Source organism: Sodalis sp. dw_96 (assembly GCF_018449575.1).
Classification (GTDB): domain Bacteria; phylum Pseudomonadota; class Gammaproteobacteria; order Enterobacterales; family Enterobacteriaceae; genus Acerihabitans.
Genome location: NZ_JAAVUT010000003.1, coordinates 310055 through 329120 on the forward strand (window position 1 = coordinate 310055; position 19066 = coordinate 329120).

17 protein-coding genes are annotated in these 19066 nt (G+C 55.1%); 12 read left to right on the plus strand and 5 right to left on the minus strand.

Going from position 1 to position 19066, the window contains the following annotated elements; genetic code table 11:
* Window positions 1-117 precede the first annotated feature (117 nt).
* Window positions 118-1554 (minus strand): aspartate ammonia-lyase, encoded by a 1437-nt coding sequence (aspA, locus tag HB631_RS06860; protein WP_213990401.1) that lies wholly within the window; start codon window positions 1552-1554, stop codon window positions 118-120.
* Window positions 1555-1942: 388 nt separating this feature from the next.
* On the opposite strand from aspA, the gene HB631_RS06865 reads away from it, so the two are divergent.
* The 4 genes from HB631_RS06865 (at window position 1943) to HB631_RS06880 (ending at window position 5181) form a co-directional block, all read left to right on the plus strand.
* Complete coding sequence (locus HB631_RS06865) at window positions 1943-2410, plus strand: FxsA family protein (RefSeq protein WP_213990402.1); 468 nt, start codon at window positions 1943-1945, stop codon at window positions 2408-2410.
* A 218-nt stretch (window positions 2411-2628) separates the two neighbouring features.
* Complete coding sequence (locus tag HB631_RS06870; protein WP_213990403.1) at window positions 2629-2922, plus strand: co-chaperone GroES; 294 nt, start codon at window positions 2629-2631, stop codon at window positions 2920-2922.
* Window positions 2923-2967: 45 nt separating this feature from the next.
* The gene (groL, locus tag HB631_RS06875) at window positions 2968-4617 is read left to right on the plus strand and encodes a chaperonin GroEL (protein ID WP_213990404.1); all 1650 of its coding nucleotides are present in this window, start codon (window positions 2968-2970) and stop codon (window positions 4615-4617) included.
* Between the two features lie 207 nt (window positions 4618-4824).
* Window positions 4825-5181 (plus strand): DUF4156 domain-containing protein, encoded by a 357-nt coding sequence (locus HB631_RS06880; protein WP_213990405.1) that lies wholly within the window; start codon window positions 4825-4827, stop codon window positions 5179-5181.
* Between the two features lie 50 nt (window positions 5182-5231).
* On the opposite strand, the gene epmB is transcribed toward HB631_RS06880, so the two are convergent.
* Window positions 5232-6260, minus strand: coding sequence for an EF-P beta-lysylation protein EpmB (gene epmB / locus HB631_RS06885; RefSeq protein WP_213990406.1), 1029 nt, complete (start codon window positions 6258-6260; stop codon window positions 5232-5234).
* A gap of 39 nt (window positions 6261-6299) precedes the next feature.
* Here epmB and efp point away from each other — a divergent pair, with 39 nt between their 5' ends.
* From efp to epmA, 7 genes are all read left to right on the plus strand, one after another.
* Window positions 6300-6866 (plus strand): elongation factor P, encoded by a 567-nt coding sequence (gene efp, locus HB631_RS06890; RefSeq protein ID WP_213990407.1) that lies wholly within the window; start codon window positions 6300-6302, stop codon window positions 6864-6866.
* A gap of 71 nt (window positions 6867-6937) precedes the next feature.
* The gene (locus tag HB631_RS06895) at window positions 6938-7075 is read left to right on the plus strand and encodes an entericidin A/B family lipoprotein (RefSeq protein ID WP_213990408.1); all 138 of its coding nucleotides are present in this window, start codon (window positions 6938-6940) and stop codon (window positions 7073-7075) included.
* 98 nt (window positions 7076-7173) lie between these two features.
* The gene (locus HB631_RS06900) at window positions 7174-7305 is read left to right on the plus strand and encodes an entericidin A/B family lipoprotein (protein WP_213990409.1); all 132 of its coding nucleotides are present in this window, start codon (window positions 7174-7176) and stop codon (window positions 7303-7305) included.
* A gap of 533 nt (window positions 7306-7838) precedes the next feature.
* Window positions 7839-8612 carry a fumarate reductase cytochrome b subunit gene (locus HB631_RS06905; RefSeq protein ID WP_213990410.1) on the plus strand — a complete coding sequence of 258 codons (774 nt, stop codon included), beginning with the start codon at window positions 7839-7841 and terminating at the stop codon, window positions 8610-8612.
* Window positions 8609-10594 carry a fumarate reductase flavoprotein subunit gene (locus HB631_RS06910; protein ID WP_213990411.1) on the plus strand — a complete coding sequence of 662 codons (1986 nt, stop codon included), beginning with the start codon at window positions 8609-8611 and terminating at the stop codon, window positions 10592-10594. The genes HB631_RS06905 and HB631_RS06910 overlap by 4 nt, the downstream gene beginning before the upstream one ends.
* 7 nt (window positions 10595-10601) lie before the next feature.
* Entirely contained in the window at window positions 10602-11408 is an 807-nt protein-coding gene (locus HB631_RS06915; RefSeq protein ID WP_213990412.1) for a fumarate reductase iron-sulfur subunit, read from the plus strand.
* Between the two features lie 351 nt (window positions 11409-11759).
* Entirely contained in the window at window positions 11760-12737 is a 978-nt protein-coding gene (epmA, locus tag HB631_RS06920; protein WP_213990413.1) for an elongation factor P--(R)-beta-lysine ligase, read from the plus strand.
* 282 nt (window positions 12738-13019) lie between these two features.
* Here the strand turns inward: epmA and mscM are convergent, their stop codons facing one another.
* The 3 genes from mscM to rsgA form a co-directional block, all read right to left on the minus strand.
* Complete coding sequence (gene mscM / locus HB631_RS06925; protein WP_345945695.1) at window positions 13020-16322, minus strand: miniconductance mechanosensitive channel MscM; 3303 nt, start codon at window positions 16320-16322, stop codon at window positions 13020-13022.
* A gap of 31 nt (window positions 16323-16353) precedes the next feature.
* Window positions 16354-17244: an archaetidylserine decarboxylase gene (asd, locus tag HB631_RS06930; protein WP_213990415.1), complete on the minus strand. Its 891-nt coding sequence runs from the start codon at window positions 17242-17244 to the stop codon at window positions 16354-16356.
* Window positions 17245-17312: 68 nt separating this feature from the next.
* Entirely contained in the window at window positions 17313-18359 is a 1047-nt protein-coding gene (gene rsgA / locus HB631_RS06935) for a small ribosomal subunit biogenesis GTPase RsgA (protein ID WP_213990416.1), read from the minus strand.
* A 103-nt stretch (window positions 18360-18462) separates the two neighbouring features.
* Between rsgA and orn the strand changes: the two genes are divergently transcribed.
* Window positions 18463-19008, plus strand: a complete 546-nt coding sequence (gene orn / locus HB631_RS06940; RefSeq protein ID WP_213990417.1) for an oligoribonuclease — start codon at window positions 18463-18465, stop codon at window positions 19006-19008.
* Window positions 19009-19066: the final 58 nt, after the last annotated feature.

Genomic DNA, 19066 nt, shown 5'->3' on the forward strand with positions numbered 1-19066 from the left:
TGCGCTGCCATAATGACCTCATGTGATGATGTCGGCCAAGTATAACCCGTGCATCCCGCTGACGACAGTCTTGATGGTCCTGTGCCCTTGCACTCCTTTGGATTGGCGGCGGGGTACTTATAGCTGCTTTTCGTCGTCGTAGCGCCGGGCCTTGTAGGTCGGGTGCATCAGATTATCCAGCGAAAAAATATCATCCAGTTCGGCGGGTGTCAGCAGCCCGCGCTCCAGCACCACCTCCCGGACGCTTTTCCCCGTCTCCGCGCAGATTTTGCCGACGATATCGCCGTTATGATGGCCGATAAACGGGTTCAGAAAGGTAACGATGCCTATGGAGTTAAACACATAGGATTCACAGACCTCCCGATTGGCGCTGATGCCGCCGATGCATTTCTCCAGCAGATTGTCGCAGGCGTGGTTCAGGATGTGGATAGATTCAAACATGGCCTGGCTGATAACCGGCTCCATGACATTCAGCTGCAACTGTCCCGCCTCCGCCGCCATGGTGATGCAGGTATCGTTGCCTATGACTTTAAAGCACACCTGGTTAACCACCTCCGGGATGACCGGATTAACCTTGGCGGGCATAATGGACGAGCCGGCCTGGAGCTGCGGCAGGTTAATCTCATTGAGCCCGGCGCGCGGGCCGGAAGAGAGCAGGCGCAGGTCGTTGCAGATTTTGGAGAGTTTTACCGCCAGGCGCTTTAAGGCGCTGTGTACCATGACGTACGCGCCGCAGTCCGAGGTGGCTTCAATCAAATCTTCCGCCGGTATGCAGGGGAGACCGCTGATTTCCGCCAGCTTCTGTACCGCCAGGACCTGATATCCGTCCGGGGTGTTGAGCCGGGTGCCGATGGCGGTGGCCCCCAGATTCACTTCCAGCAGCAGTTCGGCGCTGCGCAGCAGGTTTTTATTCTCTTCTTTCAGCAAAATGGTGAAAGCATGAAATTCCTGGCCCAAAGTCATGGGCACCGCGTCCTGCAACTGGGTGCGGCCCATTTTGAGGATGGTGGAAAATTCGCGGGCTTTACGTTCAAAACCCTCTCCCAGGCGGCCCACGGCGTCTATCAACGTGAGAATCGAGCTGTAAACCGCGATGCGAAAGCCGGTGGGATAAACATCGTTGGTGGATTGGCATTTGTTAAGATGATCGTTGGGATTGAGGAACTGGTAGTCCCCTTTGTGATGTCCCATTAATTCCAGCCCGATATTGGCCAGCACTTCGTTGGTGTTCATATTCACCGAGGTTCCGGCGCCGCCCTGGAAAACGTCGATGGGAAATTGATCCAGGCAGCGGCCCTTGGTCAATACCTCGTCGCAGGCGGCGACGATGACATCGGCAATGGCGTGGGGGAGGGTCTCAAGCTCTTTATTAGCCAACGCCGCCGCTTTTTTTACCAGTACCATGCCGCGCACGAATTCCGGGATATCGCCGATTTTAGTGTTGCTGATGCGGAAATTTTCCACGGCGCGCAGGGTGTGAATGCCATAATAGGCATCGGAGGGAACTTCACGGGTGCCGAGCAGGTCTTCTTCTATACGGATATTTCTCGCCATAACGTGCTTCCTTAAAAAGCGTTAATGTCCACTGGTGTTAAGGTATAATAGTGGAATCATTTTATTATCCAGCGCGTTGCACTGGCAATAGGTATTCTAGGCATCATTATATGCTGTAAAGCTTTGCTGGCTATTAACTTGATCACGAATATTTAACTTTTTTATTACAGAATTGAAATGGGCTTGGCCGGCGATGCCGGTATACGTCCCACACGTATAGCGCACGCGGTGTAGACCGGCAATGGGTGCGCAAATCCCGCCGGAGAGACCCTTAAGGTGTAAAGTGACGTAAATAAGCCGGGTCTACGGGTTGAATAACGCCCCTGCGGATACCATTACAACAAAAGGCGTTACATTAAGCGGTCGAATTCACTCTGAGGAGAGTCTGGTGCGTTGGTTACCCTTGCTGGTTATTTTTCTGGTGGTCTATATCGAAATCACCCTGTTTATCCAGGTGGCGCAGGCGATCGGCGTGCTGTTTACCCTGTTGCTGGTGATCCTGACCTCTTTCGTCGGCGTTTCCCTGGTGCGGGCCCAGGGCATCATCATCCTGACCCAGATGCAGGTTAAGATAGCCAATGGCGAAAGCCCGGCGGCTGAAATGATCAAAAGCGTGTCTGTCCTGCTGGCGGGGTTTTTATTGCTCTTGCCGGGTTTTTTCACCGATTTTCTCGGCTTGCTGCTGCTGTTGCCCCCCGTCCAGAACTCCCTGACCCTGCGGCTGCTGCCTTATCTGCATTTTCAGCGCGGCGGCGGATTCGGTACCCAAGGCGGCGGCGAGACGTTCGACGGGGAGTTCAAGCGTAAAGACATTCCCCAGGACCGTATCGAGCATCACCCCGACGACAAAAAATAGATAAAATAGTACATGGAGAAACACGTTATTTAAGAGTTTGATTTAAAATGCGTTTTATCTATAGTGTGTAAAATATGGCCATTCGGGCAAAAAAAATCTTCTTTTTACCCTTGAAGCGTACCTGAACGCCCCCATCTTAAACACCACGAGGCCGGGCATGAGGGCATGCCTGGCGTTCATCCCGAAACAGATACGGACTTTCTTAAGGAGACCTTTCAATGAAAATTCGTCCATTACATGATCGCGTTATCGTCAAGCGCAAAGAAGTTGAATCCAAATCGGCCGGCGGTATCGTTCTTACCGGTTCCGCGGCGGGTAAATCCACCCGTGGCGAAGTTCTGGCGGTCGGCCATGGTCGCATCCTGGAAAACGGCGAAATCAAAGCGCTGGATGTGAAAGTAGGCGACATCGTGATTTTCAACGACGGTTATGGCGTGAAAGTAGAAAAGATCGATCACGAAGAAGTCTTGATCATGTCTGAAAGCGACATTCTGGCAATCGTTGAGGCGTAATTCACGCGTAATCATCTGAACTGAACGAATTTAAGGGAAATTCAAATGGCAGCTAAAGACGTAAAATTCGGTAATGAAGCACGCATCAAAATGCTTCGCGGCGTTAATGTCCTGGCAGACGCGGTAAAAGTGACCTTGGGTCCTAAAGGCCGTAACGTTGTGCTGGACAAATCCTTCGGTGCGCCTGTTATCACTAAAGACGGCGTGTCCGTTGCACGTGAAATCGAATTGGAAGACAAATTCGAAAACATGGGCGCCCAGATGTTGAAGGAAGTCGCCTCGAAAGCCAATGATGCTGCGGGCGACGGCACCACCACCGCCACTGTTCTGGCTCAATCCATCGTCAATGAAGGTCTGAAAGCCGTTGCCGCTGGCATGAACCCGATGGATCTGAAACGCGGCATCGATAAAGCCGTTATCGCCGCGGTTGAAGAACTGAAAAAACTGTCCGTGCCCTGCTCCGATTCAACAGCCATCGCCCAGGTGGGGACCATCTCCGCCAACTCCGACGAAACCGTGGGTAAGCTTATTGCTCAAGCCATGGAACGCGTGACCAAGGAAGGCGTTATCACGGTTGAAGAAGGTTCGGGCCTGCAAGACGAGCTGGACGTCGTGGAAGGCATGCAGTTCGATCGTGGTTATCTCTCCCCTTATTTCATCAACAAACCGGAAACCGGCACCATCGAACTGGAAAGCCCGTTTATCCTGTTGGCTGATAAAAAAATCTCCAATATCCGCGAAATGCTGCCGGTATTGGAAGCCGTTGCCAAAGCAGGCAAACCGCTGCTGATTATCGCTGAAGACGTTGAGGGCGAAGCCCTGGCTACCCTGGTGGTCAACACCATGCGCGGTATCGTCAAAGTTGCCGCCGTGAAAGCCCCTGGTTTTGGCGACCGTCGTAAAGCCATGTTGCAGGATATCGCCATTTTGACCGGCGGTACCGTGATTTCTGAAGAAATCGCCATGGAACTGGAAAAAGCCACCCTGGAAGACATGGGCCAGGCTAAACGTGTGGTTATCACGAAAGACACCACCACTATCATCGACGGTATCGGCGAGAAAACCGACATCGACAGCCGTATTGCCACCATCAAACAGCAAAGCGAAGATGCCACGTCCGATTATGATCGTGAAAAACTTCAGGAACGTGTCGCCAAGCTGAGCGGCGGCGTAGCCGTGATCAAAGTCGGCGCCGCTACCGAAGTCGAAATGAAAGAGAAAAAAGCGCGCGTGGAAGATGCTCTGCATGCGACCCGTGCCGCTGTTGAAGAAGGTGTGGTTGCCGGCGGCGGCGTTGCGCTGATTCGCGTTGCCAACAGCATCACCGACCTGCGTGGCGATAATGAAGATCAAAACGTCGGCATCAAGATTGCCCGTCGTGCCATGGAAGCACCGCTGCGCCAGATCGTGGCCAACGCCGGTGAAGAACCTTCCGTCATTGCCAATAACGTCAAAGCCAGCAACGGTAACATGGGCTATAACGCGGCAACCGAAGAGTACGGCGACATGATCGCCATGGGTATCCTGGATCCGACCAAGGTAACCCGTTCAGCACTGCAATACGCCGCATCTATTGCCAGTCTGATGATCACCACTGAATGTATGATTACCGATCTGCCCCGTGACGACAAACCTGATTTAGGTGGCGCCGGTGGCGGCATGGGCGGTATGGGTGGCATGGGCGGCATGATGTAATGCCCCTGGTTCACCGTTAGTTTTCTCAACCCCCGGCCTCCGGGGGTTTTGTTTTTTTGGCAAAAAATTATCAACCGGCACGTTTTTAAGGTATAAACAGTGGGCAGTATGGGCAAGGTTAACAGTGGTATTTCGCTGTCGGTTGCCCAAGGGAAGCATGGCGCACAGTAAAACTTTTGCCGGACAAATTAAAATTCGAGGAAAACGATGCGAATCAAATTTCTACTCTGTCTTTGCGCAGGGACTTTGTTGTTAGCGGGATGCAGTACCGGTAATCAACTGACCGCCGCCGGCCAGTCGGTTAAATTCACCGAGGATCAGCCGGCCGCCAACTGCCGTCTACTGGGTTCGGTGCTCGGTACACAAAGTAACTGGCTGTCGGGGCAAGGCGGCGAGGATAGCTCAATGCGCGGCGCAGCCAATGACTTGCGCAATAAAGCCGCGGCAATGGGCGGTAACGTCATTTATAAAGCCGGGAGCCCGGTAAGCAAGACGGAAACCTACCTGTCCAGTTTTGTGCCGCTGGACAGCAAGCTTCAGGGCCAGGTTTATCAATGCCCTTAGGTTTTAGCGCAGGCCAGCCATCGTCCCGCCGACCGGGACGATGACATCGACTATTGCTGCCGCAGCCCTATGTCAATCAGGGTCTTGCTGCGTTCGCCGCCGATTTCCCGCGCCAGCTTCGGCACCAGGTAACCCGAGACCCTGGTCATGAGCTGCCGCATGATTTTCCGGGCTTCGTCATCGGGCACCATAAAATGCGCGGCTCCCTGTACCTTGTCCAGAACATGTAAATAATAGGGCAAAATACCGGCGGCAAACAGCGCTTCGCTCAGTGCCGCCAGGGTATCGGCATTATCATTGACACCCCGCAGCAGCACGCTTTGGTTGAGCAATACCACCTGTGCCCGGCGCAGTTGTGCCATACTTTCTCTGAATGACCGGTCTATCTCGTTGGCATGGTTGATATGGGTAATCAAAACCGTTTTAAGGCGGCTGTCCGCCAGGCGTTGGCATAACGCGGGCGTGATGCGGGCGGGGATCACCACCGGCAGGCGGGTATGAATGCGCAGGGTTTTGATATGAGCGATGGCTTCAAGCCGGCTTATCAGTTCCGCCAGTTCATGATCTTTTGCCATCAGCGGATCGCCGCCGGAGAAAATGATTTCATTCAGTTCCGGATGGAGCCGGATATACTCTAGCGCCGCGGCCCAGTTACCTTTGGTGCCCTGGTTATCCTGATAGGGGAAATGGCGTCTGAAGCAGTAGCGGCAGTTCACCGCGCAGCCGCCTTTCACCAGCAACAGCGCGCGGTTAGCGTATTTATGCAGCAGGCCCGGCACCACGCTCCGTTGCTCTTCCAGGGGATCAATGCTAAAACCCGGTACATCGAGGAATTCCTCCCGGGACGTCAATATTTGCCGTAACAAAGGATCGTTGGGGTTGCCCGGTTCCATGCGCTGGACAAAAGCTCTCGGCACCCGAAAAGGGAATAGTCGCCGCGCGGCGGCCCCTTCATGTAATTCCTTATGGTTTTCGAGATGGAGTTGTTGCAGCAGTTCAATGGGATCGGTGATGACATCAGCAAGTTGCAGCAACCAATCTTCTCTAGTTGGGGTATTTCGGGTTACAATGTCTGCCATTTTTTTGGCTTAATTACCAAGTTTATTAAGAGGACCACCATGGCGTCTTATAGTACCAATGAATTCCGTTCCGGTCTCAAAATCATGCAAGACGGTGAGCCGTGCGCGATCATTGATAACGAGTTCGTAAAACCGGGCAAAGGACAGGCGTTCAACCGCGTAAGGATTCGCAAGCTGATCTCCGGAAAAGTACTGGAAAAGACGTTTAAATCCGGCGACTCCGTTGAAGCGGCCGATGTGATGGATATGAATCTGACTTACCTCTATAACGACGGTGAGTTCTGGCATTTCATGAATAATGAAACCTTTGAGCAACTGGCCGCCGATGTCAAAGCCGTGGGCGACAACGCCAAATGGCTGGTGGAACAGGCTGAGTGCGTATTGACGTTGTGGAACGGGCAGCCCATCGCCGTAACGCCGCCTAATTTTGTCGAACTGGAAATCACCGACACCGATCCGGGCCTGAAAGGCGATACCGCGGGTACCGGCGGTAAACCCGCCACCCTGACCACCGGCGCGGTTGTAAAAGTGCCTCTGTTTGTCCAGATTGGCGAAGTGATCCGAGTGGATACCCGTTCCGGCGAGTATGTCTCCCGCGTGAAATAAAAACGAACCGGGAATTCTGTCAACGGGCGGTCTTTCCGGTGTTTTTCAGGTTAGCAAGGAATACGGCGATTATGTTACCCAGAACGTTAAAACTGATCGTTATCACATTTTTAATGTCGGCGATACTGAGCGGCTGCAATACCACTCGTGGTTTTGGCGAGGATGTCCAACATCTGGGCGGGAGCATCGCCCACGCCGCCTCCAAGTAAGTTGTCACGAAATATTTCAGCAAAAGGCAAACGCTATACACTTTTTTTACTAAGCTTAAAGGGACGTACTTCTAAAGCTCACTAAAAAGGAAATTGTTATGCTGAAAAAAAGTATTATGGCCGTCGCCGCATTGCTGATCCTTTCTTCCCTCGCGGCGTGTAATACCACTCGCGGGGTTGGAGAAGATGTTTCCGCCGGTGGACGGGCTATTCAGCGCACTGCGCAATAGTCGATGTGTTGATACTACGAATTCTTGCGGGTCATGACTCTGGTACGGGCACTAAACTCGTATTGGCGACCGCTCCAGATTTATCCCGATGATGACGGTTCGACAGTGGCGTGAGACAGCGTCAAAACGGCTCCCTGGTCTTGTGGAGCCTATTTTACGGCTTCAAGCGCGACGGTAGGGAAAAGAGTGGTTTACCTTAATCGTCTTCCTGCGGTCCGCCTTCATGAAAGTCGCCGCTGCGACAGGCTGAATCGATCAATAACACATGTCGGCTATACTTAATTTTTATAACCCCACTATTTAATGACATTTGATACCTGCATCAAAAGTCACCAAAATATAATCCGCTATACTCTAAGGTTTGGATTAATTAAATAATTAAAAAACAGTTTAATTTAGTCACAAAATAGAATACTTTTCTTATGCTTCTTCTATGAATTGACAGAAATCAAGACCACGCTAATCCAACCCTTATACTCTGCAGTTCAAAACAAAGTCTTTTAGCTTTTTCTAGTTTCCAATGGAGGGACTCCATGTCAAACGAAGAAGATGTACTGATCAACCGAGCAGGTTTAGCCGATAAAGCTAAGAAGTCACGTCTGCCCGCCAGGCTGGATTTGCTGCAAAGCTTATCCGGCCTGTTATTATTTCTGTTCATGTGCGGACATATGTTTTTTGTCGCATCCATCCTGTTGGGTCGCGATGCGATGTGGACCATTACCAAATTTTTTGAAGGCTATTTCTTTTTCGGCGGTAAAAGCTACCCGTGGATTGTTTCCATCGTGGTGGGCTGCGTAGCCTTTCTGTTCGTATTTCACGCCTTGCTGGCGGTGCGTAAATTCCCCAGCAGCTATAAACAATACCGCGCCTATCGCGTCCATATGAAAGGGATGCATCACGAAGACACCACGCTGTGGATATGGCAAGTGTATACCGGCTTTGCCCTCTTCTTCCTGGCGTCCGCCCATCTCTACCAGATGTTTTTCTGGCCGCAGCTCATTGGTCCTTACGGATCCGGCGCACGCATGTGGAGCGATATGCTGTGGCCTTTTTATCTGATTATGCTTATAGCCATTGAATTACACGGCGGTATCGGTATTTATCGCCTGGCGGTCAAATGGTGCATTCCCAATGCCCCGCGCCATACGCTGAAAAAAATCAAATGGGGTTTGACGGTATTTTTCATGGTTATCGGCTTACTTACGCTGGTGGCTTATATGAAAATCGGCTATGAACACAGAGATAATCCTAATGAAAGCTACACCCCAACCTGGGCTGTTAAATCAGTAAATGAGGGTGGTAAATGAAAACTATCGTAACGGACGTACTGGTTATTGGCGGCGGTTTGGCGGGCCTGCGTTTGGGCGTAGGGGCTAAACGCCGTGGACATGATGTCACGCTTCTTTCACTGGTTCCGCCGAAACGCTCTCACTCCGCCGCCGCACAGGGCGGTATGCAGGCTTCGTTGGCCAACGTTATCAAGGGGCAAGGCGATACCGAAGACATTCATTTTGAAGATACGGTGCGCGGCAGCGATTGGGGCGCCGATCAGGATGTGGTGCGCATGTTTGTGAATACCTCCCCCAAGGCCGTGCGGGAACTGGCCGCCTGGGGTTGCCCCTGGAGCCGTATTACCAAGGGCGATCGCGAGGTTATCATCAACAGCCAAAAGGTCACCATCACCGAGCGTGACGAGGCGCAGGGATTGATTGCCCAGCGCGACTTCGGCGGCACGAAGAAATGGCGCACCTGCTACGTTTCCGACGGTACCGGCCACGCCATGCTGTTTACCGCCAGCGATCGCGCCATTGCCGAAAAAATCGATATTCACGAACGTAAAGAAGCATTGGCGCTGATCCATGACGGCTCACGCTGTTATGGGGCCATTGTGCGCGATCTTATTACCGGTGAACTGGTGGCCTATGTGGCCAAGGCCACCGCTATCGCCACCGGCGGGGCCGGCAGGTTGTACCGGGTCTCTACCAACGCGGTGATTTGCGAAGGCATGGGCCATGCGTTGGCGCTGGAAACCGGCGTTGCGCCGTTGGGCAATATGGAAGCGGTGCAGTTCCATCCCACCGCCATCGTACCGGCCGGTATTCTGGTGACCGAAGGCTGCCGTGGCGACGGCGGTCTGCTGCGCGACGTGGATGGACATCGCTTTATGCCGGACTATGAACCGGAGAAAAAAGAGCTGGCTTCCAGGGACGTGGTGTCGCGCCGCATGGAAGAACATATCCTCAAGGGTAAGGGCGCCAAATCCCGCTTCGGTGATCATCTCTGGCTGGATATTACCCTGCTGGGGCGTCATCATATCGAGCACAATCTGCGCGAAGTGAAGGAAATCTGCGAAAGCTTCCTGGGTATCGACCCGGCGGAAAAATGGATTCCGGTCCGCCCGGCGCAGCACTATACCATGGGCGGGGTGCGCACCAATCCCACCGGCGAGTCCCGTACGCTGAAAGGCCTGTTCGCCGCAGGCGAAGCCGCCTGCTGGGATATGCACGGTTTTAATCGCCTGGGAGGCAACTCTGTGGCGGAAACCGTGGTGGCCGGCATGATCGTCGGCGAATACATCGCCGATTTCTGCGATAACATCGGCAACAGTTTTGATATTCCCATGGGACTGGTTAAGGAGTTCGGCCGGCGGGAAGAGGCGAAGCTTAACGTCTTGCTCAAAGGCACCGGCACTGAAAACGCCTTTAAGCTCAATATGGAAATGCAGGACACCATGACCCGCTGCGTGGGGATTTTCCGCAGCGGCGAGGCCCTGCAGGAAGGGGTGGCGAAACTGCAGGAACTGTTGGTGCGCAGCCGTAATATCGGCGTGAGCAATCGGGTCCCGGGCGTGAACCCCGAGCTGGTGATGGCCTATCGGGTGCAGAAAATGATCAAGCTGGCGCTCACCGTTTCCTATGGCGCATTGCAGCGTACCGAGAGCCGCGGCGCCCATTTCCGCAGAGACTTCCCGCACCGCGATGACCAGCAGTGGCTCAAGCGTACCCTCTCGTTCTGGCGGGATGATAACGCCACGCTGCCGGAGCTGGAGTATGAAGACCTGGACGTGATGAAGATGGAGCTTCCGCCGGGGTGGCGCGGTTATGGCGCCAAAGATTATATCGATCATCCCGATACCCCCAAGCGTGCCGCTGAGGTTGAAGAAATCAAGCAGCGCATGGCCGGGCAAGATCGATACGCCGTTCAGAACGCGATCATGTCTTACACGGATAAGTTGCCAGCCAAACTGCGCGGACTTAATGAACGCATTGATGAGCCACTGGATAGATGAGCTACCTATGAACGAAAATCAAAACAATGACGTACCGCTTACCCCGGACCAAGTCGCTGCTTTCACCGGTAATGGTAATAATGAGAAGCAGGCGCCGAATCGTCTGCTGACGCTGCGTATTTTGCGTTATAACCCGCAGGATCCGGCCAGTAAGCCGCATATGCAAAGCTACCAGGTCGAAGAAGCGGTGGGTATGACCCTGTTTATCGCGTTAAATGAAATCCGGCAGCATCAGGATCCGACGCTGCAATTCGATTTTGTCTGCCGCGCGGGTATCTGCGGCAGTTGCGCGATGACCATCAACGGCCGGCCCGGTTTGGCTTGCCGCACGTTGACCAAATCCCTGGGGACGGAGATTTCGTTAACCCCGCTGCCGTTCTTTGAACTGATTGGCGATCTGTCCGTGAATACCGGCAAATGGATGCATGGTATGAGCGAGCGGCTGCAAACCTGGGTGCATATCAAAGAGCAGGAGATCAATCTGAGCAAAGCGGAAGAGCGGATGGATCCGACTCTGGCCGAGAAAATCTACGAGCTTGATCGTTGTATAGAATGCGGTTCGTGCGTTGCCGCCTGCGGCACCGCACAGATGAGGCACGATTTTATCGGCGCGGTGGGCATGGGTAAAATCGCCCGTTTCCGTATGGATCCCCGGGATGATCGCACCGATGACGATTATTATGAAGTTATCGGCGATGATAACGGCGTATTCGGCTGTATGTCGCTGCTGGCCTGCCATGATATCTGCCCGAAACAGCTGCCGCTGCAAACCCAGATAGCGTTCCTGCGCAGAAAGATGGCGACGATCGGTTAGTCGCTTATTTGGTATAGTTGCTGGCGGTGTTATTCGCCTGAATATCATTAGGTATAGCTTGGATGCTATATTTTTACCGGCTGACCAAGTGTCCGGCCGGGACAGGATGATAGATCGTAAACACGCCGTGAATCCATCCCTGGAGGCTCGATCCGCGCCATCCCTGGCGCGGACGGTTTACTCTTCTATCTTCCCGTCCCGCCCCATTATCTCCGAGTTAGCCTGTTAAAAGGCCGCCACTCCCCCTCTACAGAACGGTAACTTCTCCGCCATCGGGCGTGACGATGAATTTGTTTAGCTGGCGGGATACGGGTAGACTTCATCCCCGGTTTGAATCAGGAGGGACTCATCATGAACGAAACGGCAAGCTGGCAGCCCAGCGCCTCCATCGCCAATTTATTAAAACGTGCGGCCATAATGGTGCGGATCCGGCAGTTTTTTACCGATCGCGGCTTACTGGAAGTGGAAACTCCCGCCATGAGCCAGGCGACGGTGACGGATGTGCATCTTTCGCCTTTCCAGACCCATTTTGTCGGGCCGGGAGCGGCGCAGGGCCTGACGCTCTACTTGATGACCAGTCCCGAATACCATATGAAACGCCTGCTGGCAGCCGGAAGCGGACCGATCTTTCAGATTGGCCGCAGTTTTCGTAATGAAGAGGCCGGTCGGCATCATAATCCCGAGTTCACCATGCTGGAGTGGTATCGGCCCCATTATGATATGTACCGGCTGATGAACGAAGTGGACGATCTATTACAGCAAACGCTGGATTGCGATAGTGCCGAGACTGTCTCCTATCAGCAGGTCTTCATCCGGCATATCGGCATCGATCCCCTGTCGGCCGACAAGGCGCAGCTGTGCGACGCCGCGGCAAAACTTGATCTGGCGGATGTGTGCACGCCGGATGAGGATCGGGATACGCTGCTGCAAATGTTGTTCGCCATGGGCGTTGAGCCGCTTATCGGCCGCGATAAACCGACGTTTGTTTATCATTTTCCCGCCACCCAGGCGGCCCTGGCTGAAATCAGCTCCGAGGATCACCGGGTCGCCGATCGTTTTGAGGCTTATTTTAAAGGGGTGGAACTGGCCAATGGCTTTCGGGAGTTAGCCGATGCCACTGAACAGCGCCAGCGTTTTGTGCAGGATAACCGTAAGCGGGCCGCCCTGTCATTGCCGGAACAGCCTATCGACGAGCACCTGCTGGCGGCCCTGACGCACGGCATCCCTGAATGCTCAGGGGTAGCGCTGGGTGTAGATCGGCTGGTGATGCTGGCGCTGAAGGCAGACAGCCTGGCGGATGTTATCGCTTTCCCGGTGGAGAGAGCCTGAACCCCCGCTGAACATCGGTTTCCAAGGTATAGGAGTCTTGAAACGTTGCTGAACATCGGTTTCCAACGGATAGGAGTCTTGAAACGTTGCTGAACATCGGTTTCCAACGGATAGGAGTCTTGAAACGTTGCTGAACATCGGTTTCCAATGGATAGGAGTCTTGATGCACGGCTTCAAGCCGGTTTGGCGCCGGTGAGAACCGCTCTTGAATCGTCGTTGACCGCAGATTTCCTCGCCGGTTTCCTTGCCGGTGATAAAGGCGGCTGGCGGCAGGGTTGATGGTTATTGCGAGCCGGCTTTGAATTCGGCGGGCCGTTTCAATACACCCATCCGGACCTGGAACGGCGGGAACGGCATTTCCAGGCCGTGTTCACGATACCCCTCCAAAATAAGCTGGTTAAGCTGATGCCGCAGCGGCATGCGATGGCCCATTTCCGCCGCGTGCACCCGCAGTTCAAACAGCATGATACCCTGTTGCAAATCCACTAAAAACGCCTCGGGCTGGGGATTACTCAGCACCAGCGGGCAGCGTTGCGCCGCCTGTTTAAGCAGGAGAGTGACCGTTTCGCTGTCGGCATCCGCCGGGGCGGGGATGGTCAGCACAATGCGCGTCACCGAGTCCGACAAGGACCAGTTGATGAACTGCTCGGTGATAAAGGCCTTGTTGGGCACGATGATCTCTTTGCGATCCCAGTCGGTAATGGTGGTGGCGCGGGTATTGATGCGGGTGATGCTGCCGGTAAGTTCCCGGATGGTGACGGTATCGCCGATTCGGATGGGTTTCTCGAACAGGATCATCAGACCGGAGATAAAATTGGCGAAGATCTCCTGCAGGCCGAAACCGAGTCCGACGCCCAGCGCCGCCACCAGCCACTGTAATTTCGCCCATTCAATGCCGACCCAGGAGAAACCGATCACCCCGCCGATAAGCATCAGCAGATATTTAGTGACCGTGGTGATGGCGTAGCCGGTGCCGGGGGCTAAATCCAGATGCTGCAACAGCGCCAGCTCCAGCAGCGCCGGCAGGTTGCGCACCAGCTGCGCGGTGATGATAAGCACCAGCACCGCGATCAGCACTGACGCCAGGGTGATGGGCTGAATGCTTTCCACGCCTTTGACGCTTGAGCTGACATCCCATAACCGGATATTTTCCAGGAAGCCGAATGCCGAATGGATTTCCGACCATAGCCATAACACCGAAATGAAGGCGATAAGGGTCAATATCGAACGCACCAGACGCAGAGACTGGGCGCTGATGGCGTCCAAATCCACTATCGGTTCGTCCACCTCGGCGGCGTCGTTTAGCTGAGAAGGGGACAAATCCTCTTCGTTGCGCGCCCGCTGCGCCAGGATTTCCGACCGGCGCTGCTTGGCCCGATCGAAGGCGATTCGGCGCCGCTGGATAAACATCCACCGGCGAATGATATGGTAGACGACCAGCAATAAAAACCAAATGACCACCGAGGTCTCCAGTCGCGCGAGCAGCGCCTGGGCGGTGGACAGATGCCCGAGGCAGGCCGCCACCGCCGCCACCAGGGGCGCGCACTGCAGCAAATTCCACAGTGTCCGGTTCACCCCGTTATCCCCGGAGCCGGATTTATCCAGATAGAGGGGAATACCGGCCCGTTTGAAACTGTTGGTCACCATGCTCAGGGCTGCGCATAGCAATACAAAGCATACCCGGCCCAGGGTGCCGGAAAATTCCCGGTCATTGAGATTATCAAAGGTGATTAATGCCATGATAAGCGGCACGATAAGCCCGATGGACAGGCTGTAATAATGCATGGCCCGTGCCACCCTATGCACCGGCCAGCCAAGATGGGCAATGAATAAACCGCGTGGTTGGGCGAAGTGGGCGCTTACCATAAACAGCCATAAGACCGGGACGGTGGCCACTAGGCCGTCGCCCACCGCCACCGCCACCGGATAGGGCCAGGCATGCTGTAACCCGTAACCCAGGGCGGCCCACAGCACCGGCAGGGGCAGCGCCATCACAATGGACCAGAATACCGTGCGCAGGGTGAGATAAAAATAGTCCTGGTTGACCTTGCCCACCTTGCTGGCGGAGCGGTCCAGGAAGGCATGGTAGTGATGACGGGAGCTGACGCTGAACCCTACCAGCAATAGCGCGCAAAACAGCGGTATCAGGGTTTCCTGGCTGGTGAGCATCATAATGAACGCGTGGCTGAGCTGGGTGAAGGTATCCAGTGACAGCAAGCGCCTGAGATCCTGAGCCAGGTGCAGCGGAAAGGCGAGGCTCAGCGGGCTGACATCCGCCACCCAAAACAGATAGCGGTGGGCGGCTTCCCTGATTTCACTCATGGCGTCCACCAACTGGCCGTTGGCGACCTTCAGTTTGGTGAGTTCCAATATCTGGGTATCGTAGCCCGACAGCAGCGAGTTCAGCAATTCCCGCTGGGTGCGCAGCTGCGCCGCAAAAATTCTGTTCTGCTCCGCGGTCAGCGGCTTGCCGTCGTCTTGCTTGCCCTGCGCCGGCTGCGGCAGCTTGTTCAGCAACTCCTCATAGTGCAGGCGGCTGACGCGCAGCTGCGCCATATCGCTGTCCAACTGCTGCGGTTTGGGTAAATCGGGCAAACGCGATATCTGGGCGCGTAACGTCTCACCCAGTGCCGGGGAATCCGCAATCCACTGCGCCTGTTCACGCAGGGTGTTCAGCGCTTGCCTGACCTGCAGGGTCTGGGTGGCGGCCTGGCGCTGCTGCGAGGCGATAAGATCCATGCGTTGGGCCTGCTCATTGAGCGCAACGGACAATTCGCGATTGATTTGCAACTGGCTGCTGATGGCCTGGGGTAAATCACCACTCTGTCCGGCCAGAAGTTCGGTGCGCTCCAGCGCCCGTTCCGCTTCCTGCTGGCGCAACGCGTTTAGCCGGTTGCGCAGCGCCTGTAAATACAGATCGACGCCGTCATGGCGTTTTTTCAGCACATCCGTGCGCAGGCGCGACAATTCCTGCCGGTTATTGGCGCTTAACTGCGCCAGCTCCAGTTCATCCACCCGGGCGCGCCGGGCGGCGGCTTCCGCCTGAAGTCTTCGGTTTTCCGCCCGTGCCGGCGGGGATGACGGGGTGCTGTTTTGTGATTGAAGACGATGTTCGGCCTCTCGCAAGATTCTTCGCGCCGCCATTTGCTGTTGAGGCAGGTGGTTCAACGACTCGCTGATATCCCGCGCCTGTTCCTGCTCCAGCTGCAATTGACGGCTCAGCTCCAGCAGCTGGCTGCCGGTTTGCACGATTTGCTGTTCCAGTTCGCCGGCGGTGAGTTTGCCGTTGACCTCGGCGGCCTTACCCTGTTCCCCCGCCAGCTGTTTTCGCAGCGCGGCGGTAAGTTGGGGAAAATCGTCAATGGCTTTCTGATATTGCCGGCCGCGCTCGGCGGCGGCCTTGCCTTCGGTGATGAAGTTCAGCGTGCTTTGCAGGGATTCGACGATATCCGCCTGGTGGGGGGCGGTTTTATTGGATTCAGCCTGCTGCAGCTCTTTTCTGACCTGCGCTTCGTCAGGGAAGGCGGCGGCAAAAAGCGGGGCTGAAAGCATCCACCCCAGCATGACGAGAATGATTAGACGCACGCTTTTTCCCTCCTGGAACCTGCAGGGCAACTCAGGGCCGCGGATTTTCGGCCTGGTGCGGGATGCCGTCGGCCAGACGCTCGCCGACGCGGGTGACGGCCCGGGCATGCAGACGATCGTTAAGCGTCACGCCGCCCTTGGCGAACAGATTGACCACGGTGGAACCCAGCTTGAAACGGCCCATCTCCAGGCCTTTCAGCAGGACAACCGCGCTGTCGTCGTTTGCCTGCGGGAAACGCCAGCGCTTGATGATGCCCTCCCGCGGCGGGGTGACGGTGCCGGACCAGACGGTCTCGATGCTGCCGACAATGGTGGCGCCCACCAGGATTTGCGCCATCGGCCCGAAATCGGTGGAGAACACACAAATGAGCCGTTCATTACGGGCGAATAAATTCGGGATCGAAGCCGCCGTCAGCGGATTCACGGAAAACAGCTCGCCAGGCACATAAATCATCTCCCGCAGAATGCCGTTGCAGGGCATATGCACCCGATGATAATCCCTCGGGGCGAGATAGGTGGTGACAAAGGTCCCGTCGCGGAATTCTTCCATTAACCGCTCGTTGCCGGCCAACAGCGCTTCCAAGGTATAATCGTGACCCTTGGCCTGGAATATGCGGTCGTCCAGGATCGGGCCGGACTGGGAAATGATACCGTCCGCCGGCATCACCAGGACATTCGGGTCCGCATCGATAGGCCGCGCGTCGTCCCGCAGCGGGCGCACGAAAAACGCGTTAAAGGTTGGGTAAGCCGAGAGTTCCGGTTGCTGCGCTTCCTGCATGTCCACCCGGTAGTAACGCACGAACAGGCTGATGACCATCTTGGTCAGCCAGCCGCCCCGGTAATCCGCCGCCCGTCCGGCCAGTTGAGTCAGGGCGGTTTTCGGCAGTAAATATTGCAATGCTATTTTCATCCTATCCAGCACGTAAAACCTCGTACATAAGCGGTTGACACAAAAAAGAGGAAAAAGTGTACTGGCGGCAAGGATAAAGGTCAGTGATCGGTTTCGGAAAAGGATTTACGCGTCTTTACCTGCGACATGCTTTCCAGTATCTGGTGATAATTATCGAAACGCACCGCCGATATTTCCCCCGCATCCACGGCGGCGCGAATGGCGCAGCCAGGATCGGTATTATGGCGACAGTCACGAAATTTACAACTGCCTAAATACTCCCTGAATTCGACAAAGCCCCGGGTGATTTGTTCCGGTTCCAAATGCCATAAACCGAATTCACGCACCCCGGGGGAATCGATGAGCAGGCCGCCGTGCTTGAAATGGTACATGCGCGCGGCGGTGGTGGTGTGCTGTCCGAGACCGGAGTTGTCGGAGACATTATTGACGACGATGGGGGCCAGTTCGTCGGGGAGCAGGGCGTTTAACAGGCTGGACTTGCCCACCCCGGACTGGCCTGCGAAGATGCTGATGCGATCCGTCAGCGCGGTCTTGAACTCTTCCATGCCCTCCAGGGTTTGGCTGGAAACCATAATGACCCGATAACCGATGCGGCTGTAGACTTCCATGGTCTTATCCACCCATGAACGGGCTTCTTCATCCAGCAAGTCTATCTTATTCAATACGATGAGCGGTTCCACCTCCACCGTTTCGCAGGCCACCAGGTAACGATCGATGATATTCACCGATAATTCCGGCAGGATCGCCGAGACGATAACGATTTGATCCATATTCGCCGCGATGGGTTTGACCCCGTCGTAAAAGTCGGGGCGGGTGAGCACCGAGGTACGGGGATGAACCGCTTCGACGATACCGCTGATGCCCGCCAGCGCTTCGGTGCCGGGTCGCCATACCACGCGATCGCCGGTGACCAGCGAGGTGAGGGTGCGGCGGATATTACAGCGATGCAGGCTGCCCTCGGCGGATTCCACGTCGGCGTGCATACCGAAGCGGCTGATCACAATGCCTTCCTGGGCCTCCCCCAGCAGCGCGTCATCCACATCGACGCCGCGGTCTTTTTTCAGGCGACGCTGATGGTTAGCCTGTACGCGGCGTTGCTGGCCTTTGGACAGTTTATTTTTGCTCACTGCGCCTCACTTGTAGCACATGGATCGCCTGGGGCGACTAAAACGTCTATGATACACAGTATTCTATCAGATACGCCGTAAAACCCTTTACATCGAGAAAAACATGTCGGTAAACGAGAACAGCCTAATATGGATCGACCTGGAAATGACCGGCCTGGATCCGGAACGCGATCGCATCATTGAAATCGCCACCCTGGTGACGGACGCCAACCTGACAGTCCTGGCGGAAGGTCCGGTTCTGGCGGTGCACCAGTCCGATGAACAACTGGCGCTGATGGACGAATGGAACGTCCGCACCCATAGCGCCAGCGGGCTGGTGGACCGGGTCAAGGCCAGCACCATTGATGAAGACGCCGCGGTGGAGCAAACCCTGGAATTCCTGCGCCAATGGGTGCCGGAAGGTAAATCACCCATTTGCGGCAACAGCATCGGCCAGGATCGCCGTTTCCTGTTTCGCTATATGCCGGCGCTGGAAGCTTATTTCCACTACCGTTATCTGGATGTCAGTACGCTTAAGGAGCTGGCGCGCCGCTGGAAACCTGAGATACTGGAAGGCTTGAGCAAAAATAGTACCCACCAGGCCCTGGACGATATCCGGGAGTCGGTGGCGGAATTAGCCTATTACCGCGAGCATTTCATCCGGCTATGATCGGTGCGAGCCCCTCCCGGCGCCGGGAAAACCAGCACATCGATGATTAAATAATCAA

Excerpts from the sequence above, each read along its gene's own strand:
- aspA (WP_213990401.1), bottom strand. The coding sequence starts at position 1,554 with ATGGCGAGAAATATCCGTATAGAAGAAGACCTGCTCGGCACCCGTGAA.
- HB631_RS06870 (WP_213990403.1), top strand. The coding sequence starts at position 2,629 with ATGAAAATTCGTCCATTACATGATCGCGTTATCGTCAAGCGCAAAGAA.
- groL (WP_213990404.1), top strand. The coding sequence starts at position 2,968 with ATGGCAGCTAAAGACGTAAAATTCGGTAATGAAGCACGCATCAAAATG.
- HB631_RS06880 (WP_213990405.1), top strand. The coding sequence starts at position 4,825 with ATGCGAATCAAATTTCTACTCTGTCTTTGCGCAGGGACTTTGTTGTTA.
- epmB (WP_213990406.1), bottom strand. The coding sequence starts at position 6,260 with ATGGCAGACATTGTAACCCGAAATACCCCAACTAGAGAAGATTGGTTG.
- efp (WP_213990407.1), top strand. The coding sequence starts at position 6,300 with ATGGCGTCTTATAGTACCAATGAATTCCGTTCCGGTCTCAAAATCATG.
- HB631_RS06895 (WP_213990408.1), top strand. The coding sequence starts at position 6,938 with ATGTTACCCAGAACGTTAAAACTGATCGTTATCACATTTTTAATGTCG.
- HB631_RS06900 (WP_213990409.1), top strand. The coding sequence starts at position 7,174 with ATGCTGAAAAAAAGTATTATGGCCGTCGCCGCATTGCTGATCCTTTCT.
- HB631_RS06905 (WP_213990410.1), top strand. The coding sequence starts at position 7,839 with ATGTCAAACGAAGAAGATGTACTGATCAACCGAGCAGGTTTAGCCGAT.
- HB631_RS06910 (WP_213990411.1), top strand. The coding sequence starts at position 8,609 with ATGAAAACTATCGTAACGGACGTACTGGTTATTGGCGGCGGTTTGGCG.
- HB631_RS06915 (WP_213990412.1), top strand. The coding sequence starts at position 10,602 with ATGAACGAAAATCAAAACAATGACGTACCGCTTACCCCGGACCAAGTC.
- epmA (WP_213990413.1), top strand. The coding sequence starts at position 11,760 with ATGAACGAAACGGCAAGCTGGCAGCCCAGCGCCTCCATCGCCAATTTA.
- orn (WP_213990417.1), top strand. The coding sequence starts at position 18,463 with ATGTCGGTAAACGAGAACAGCCTAATATGGATCGACCTGGAAATGACC.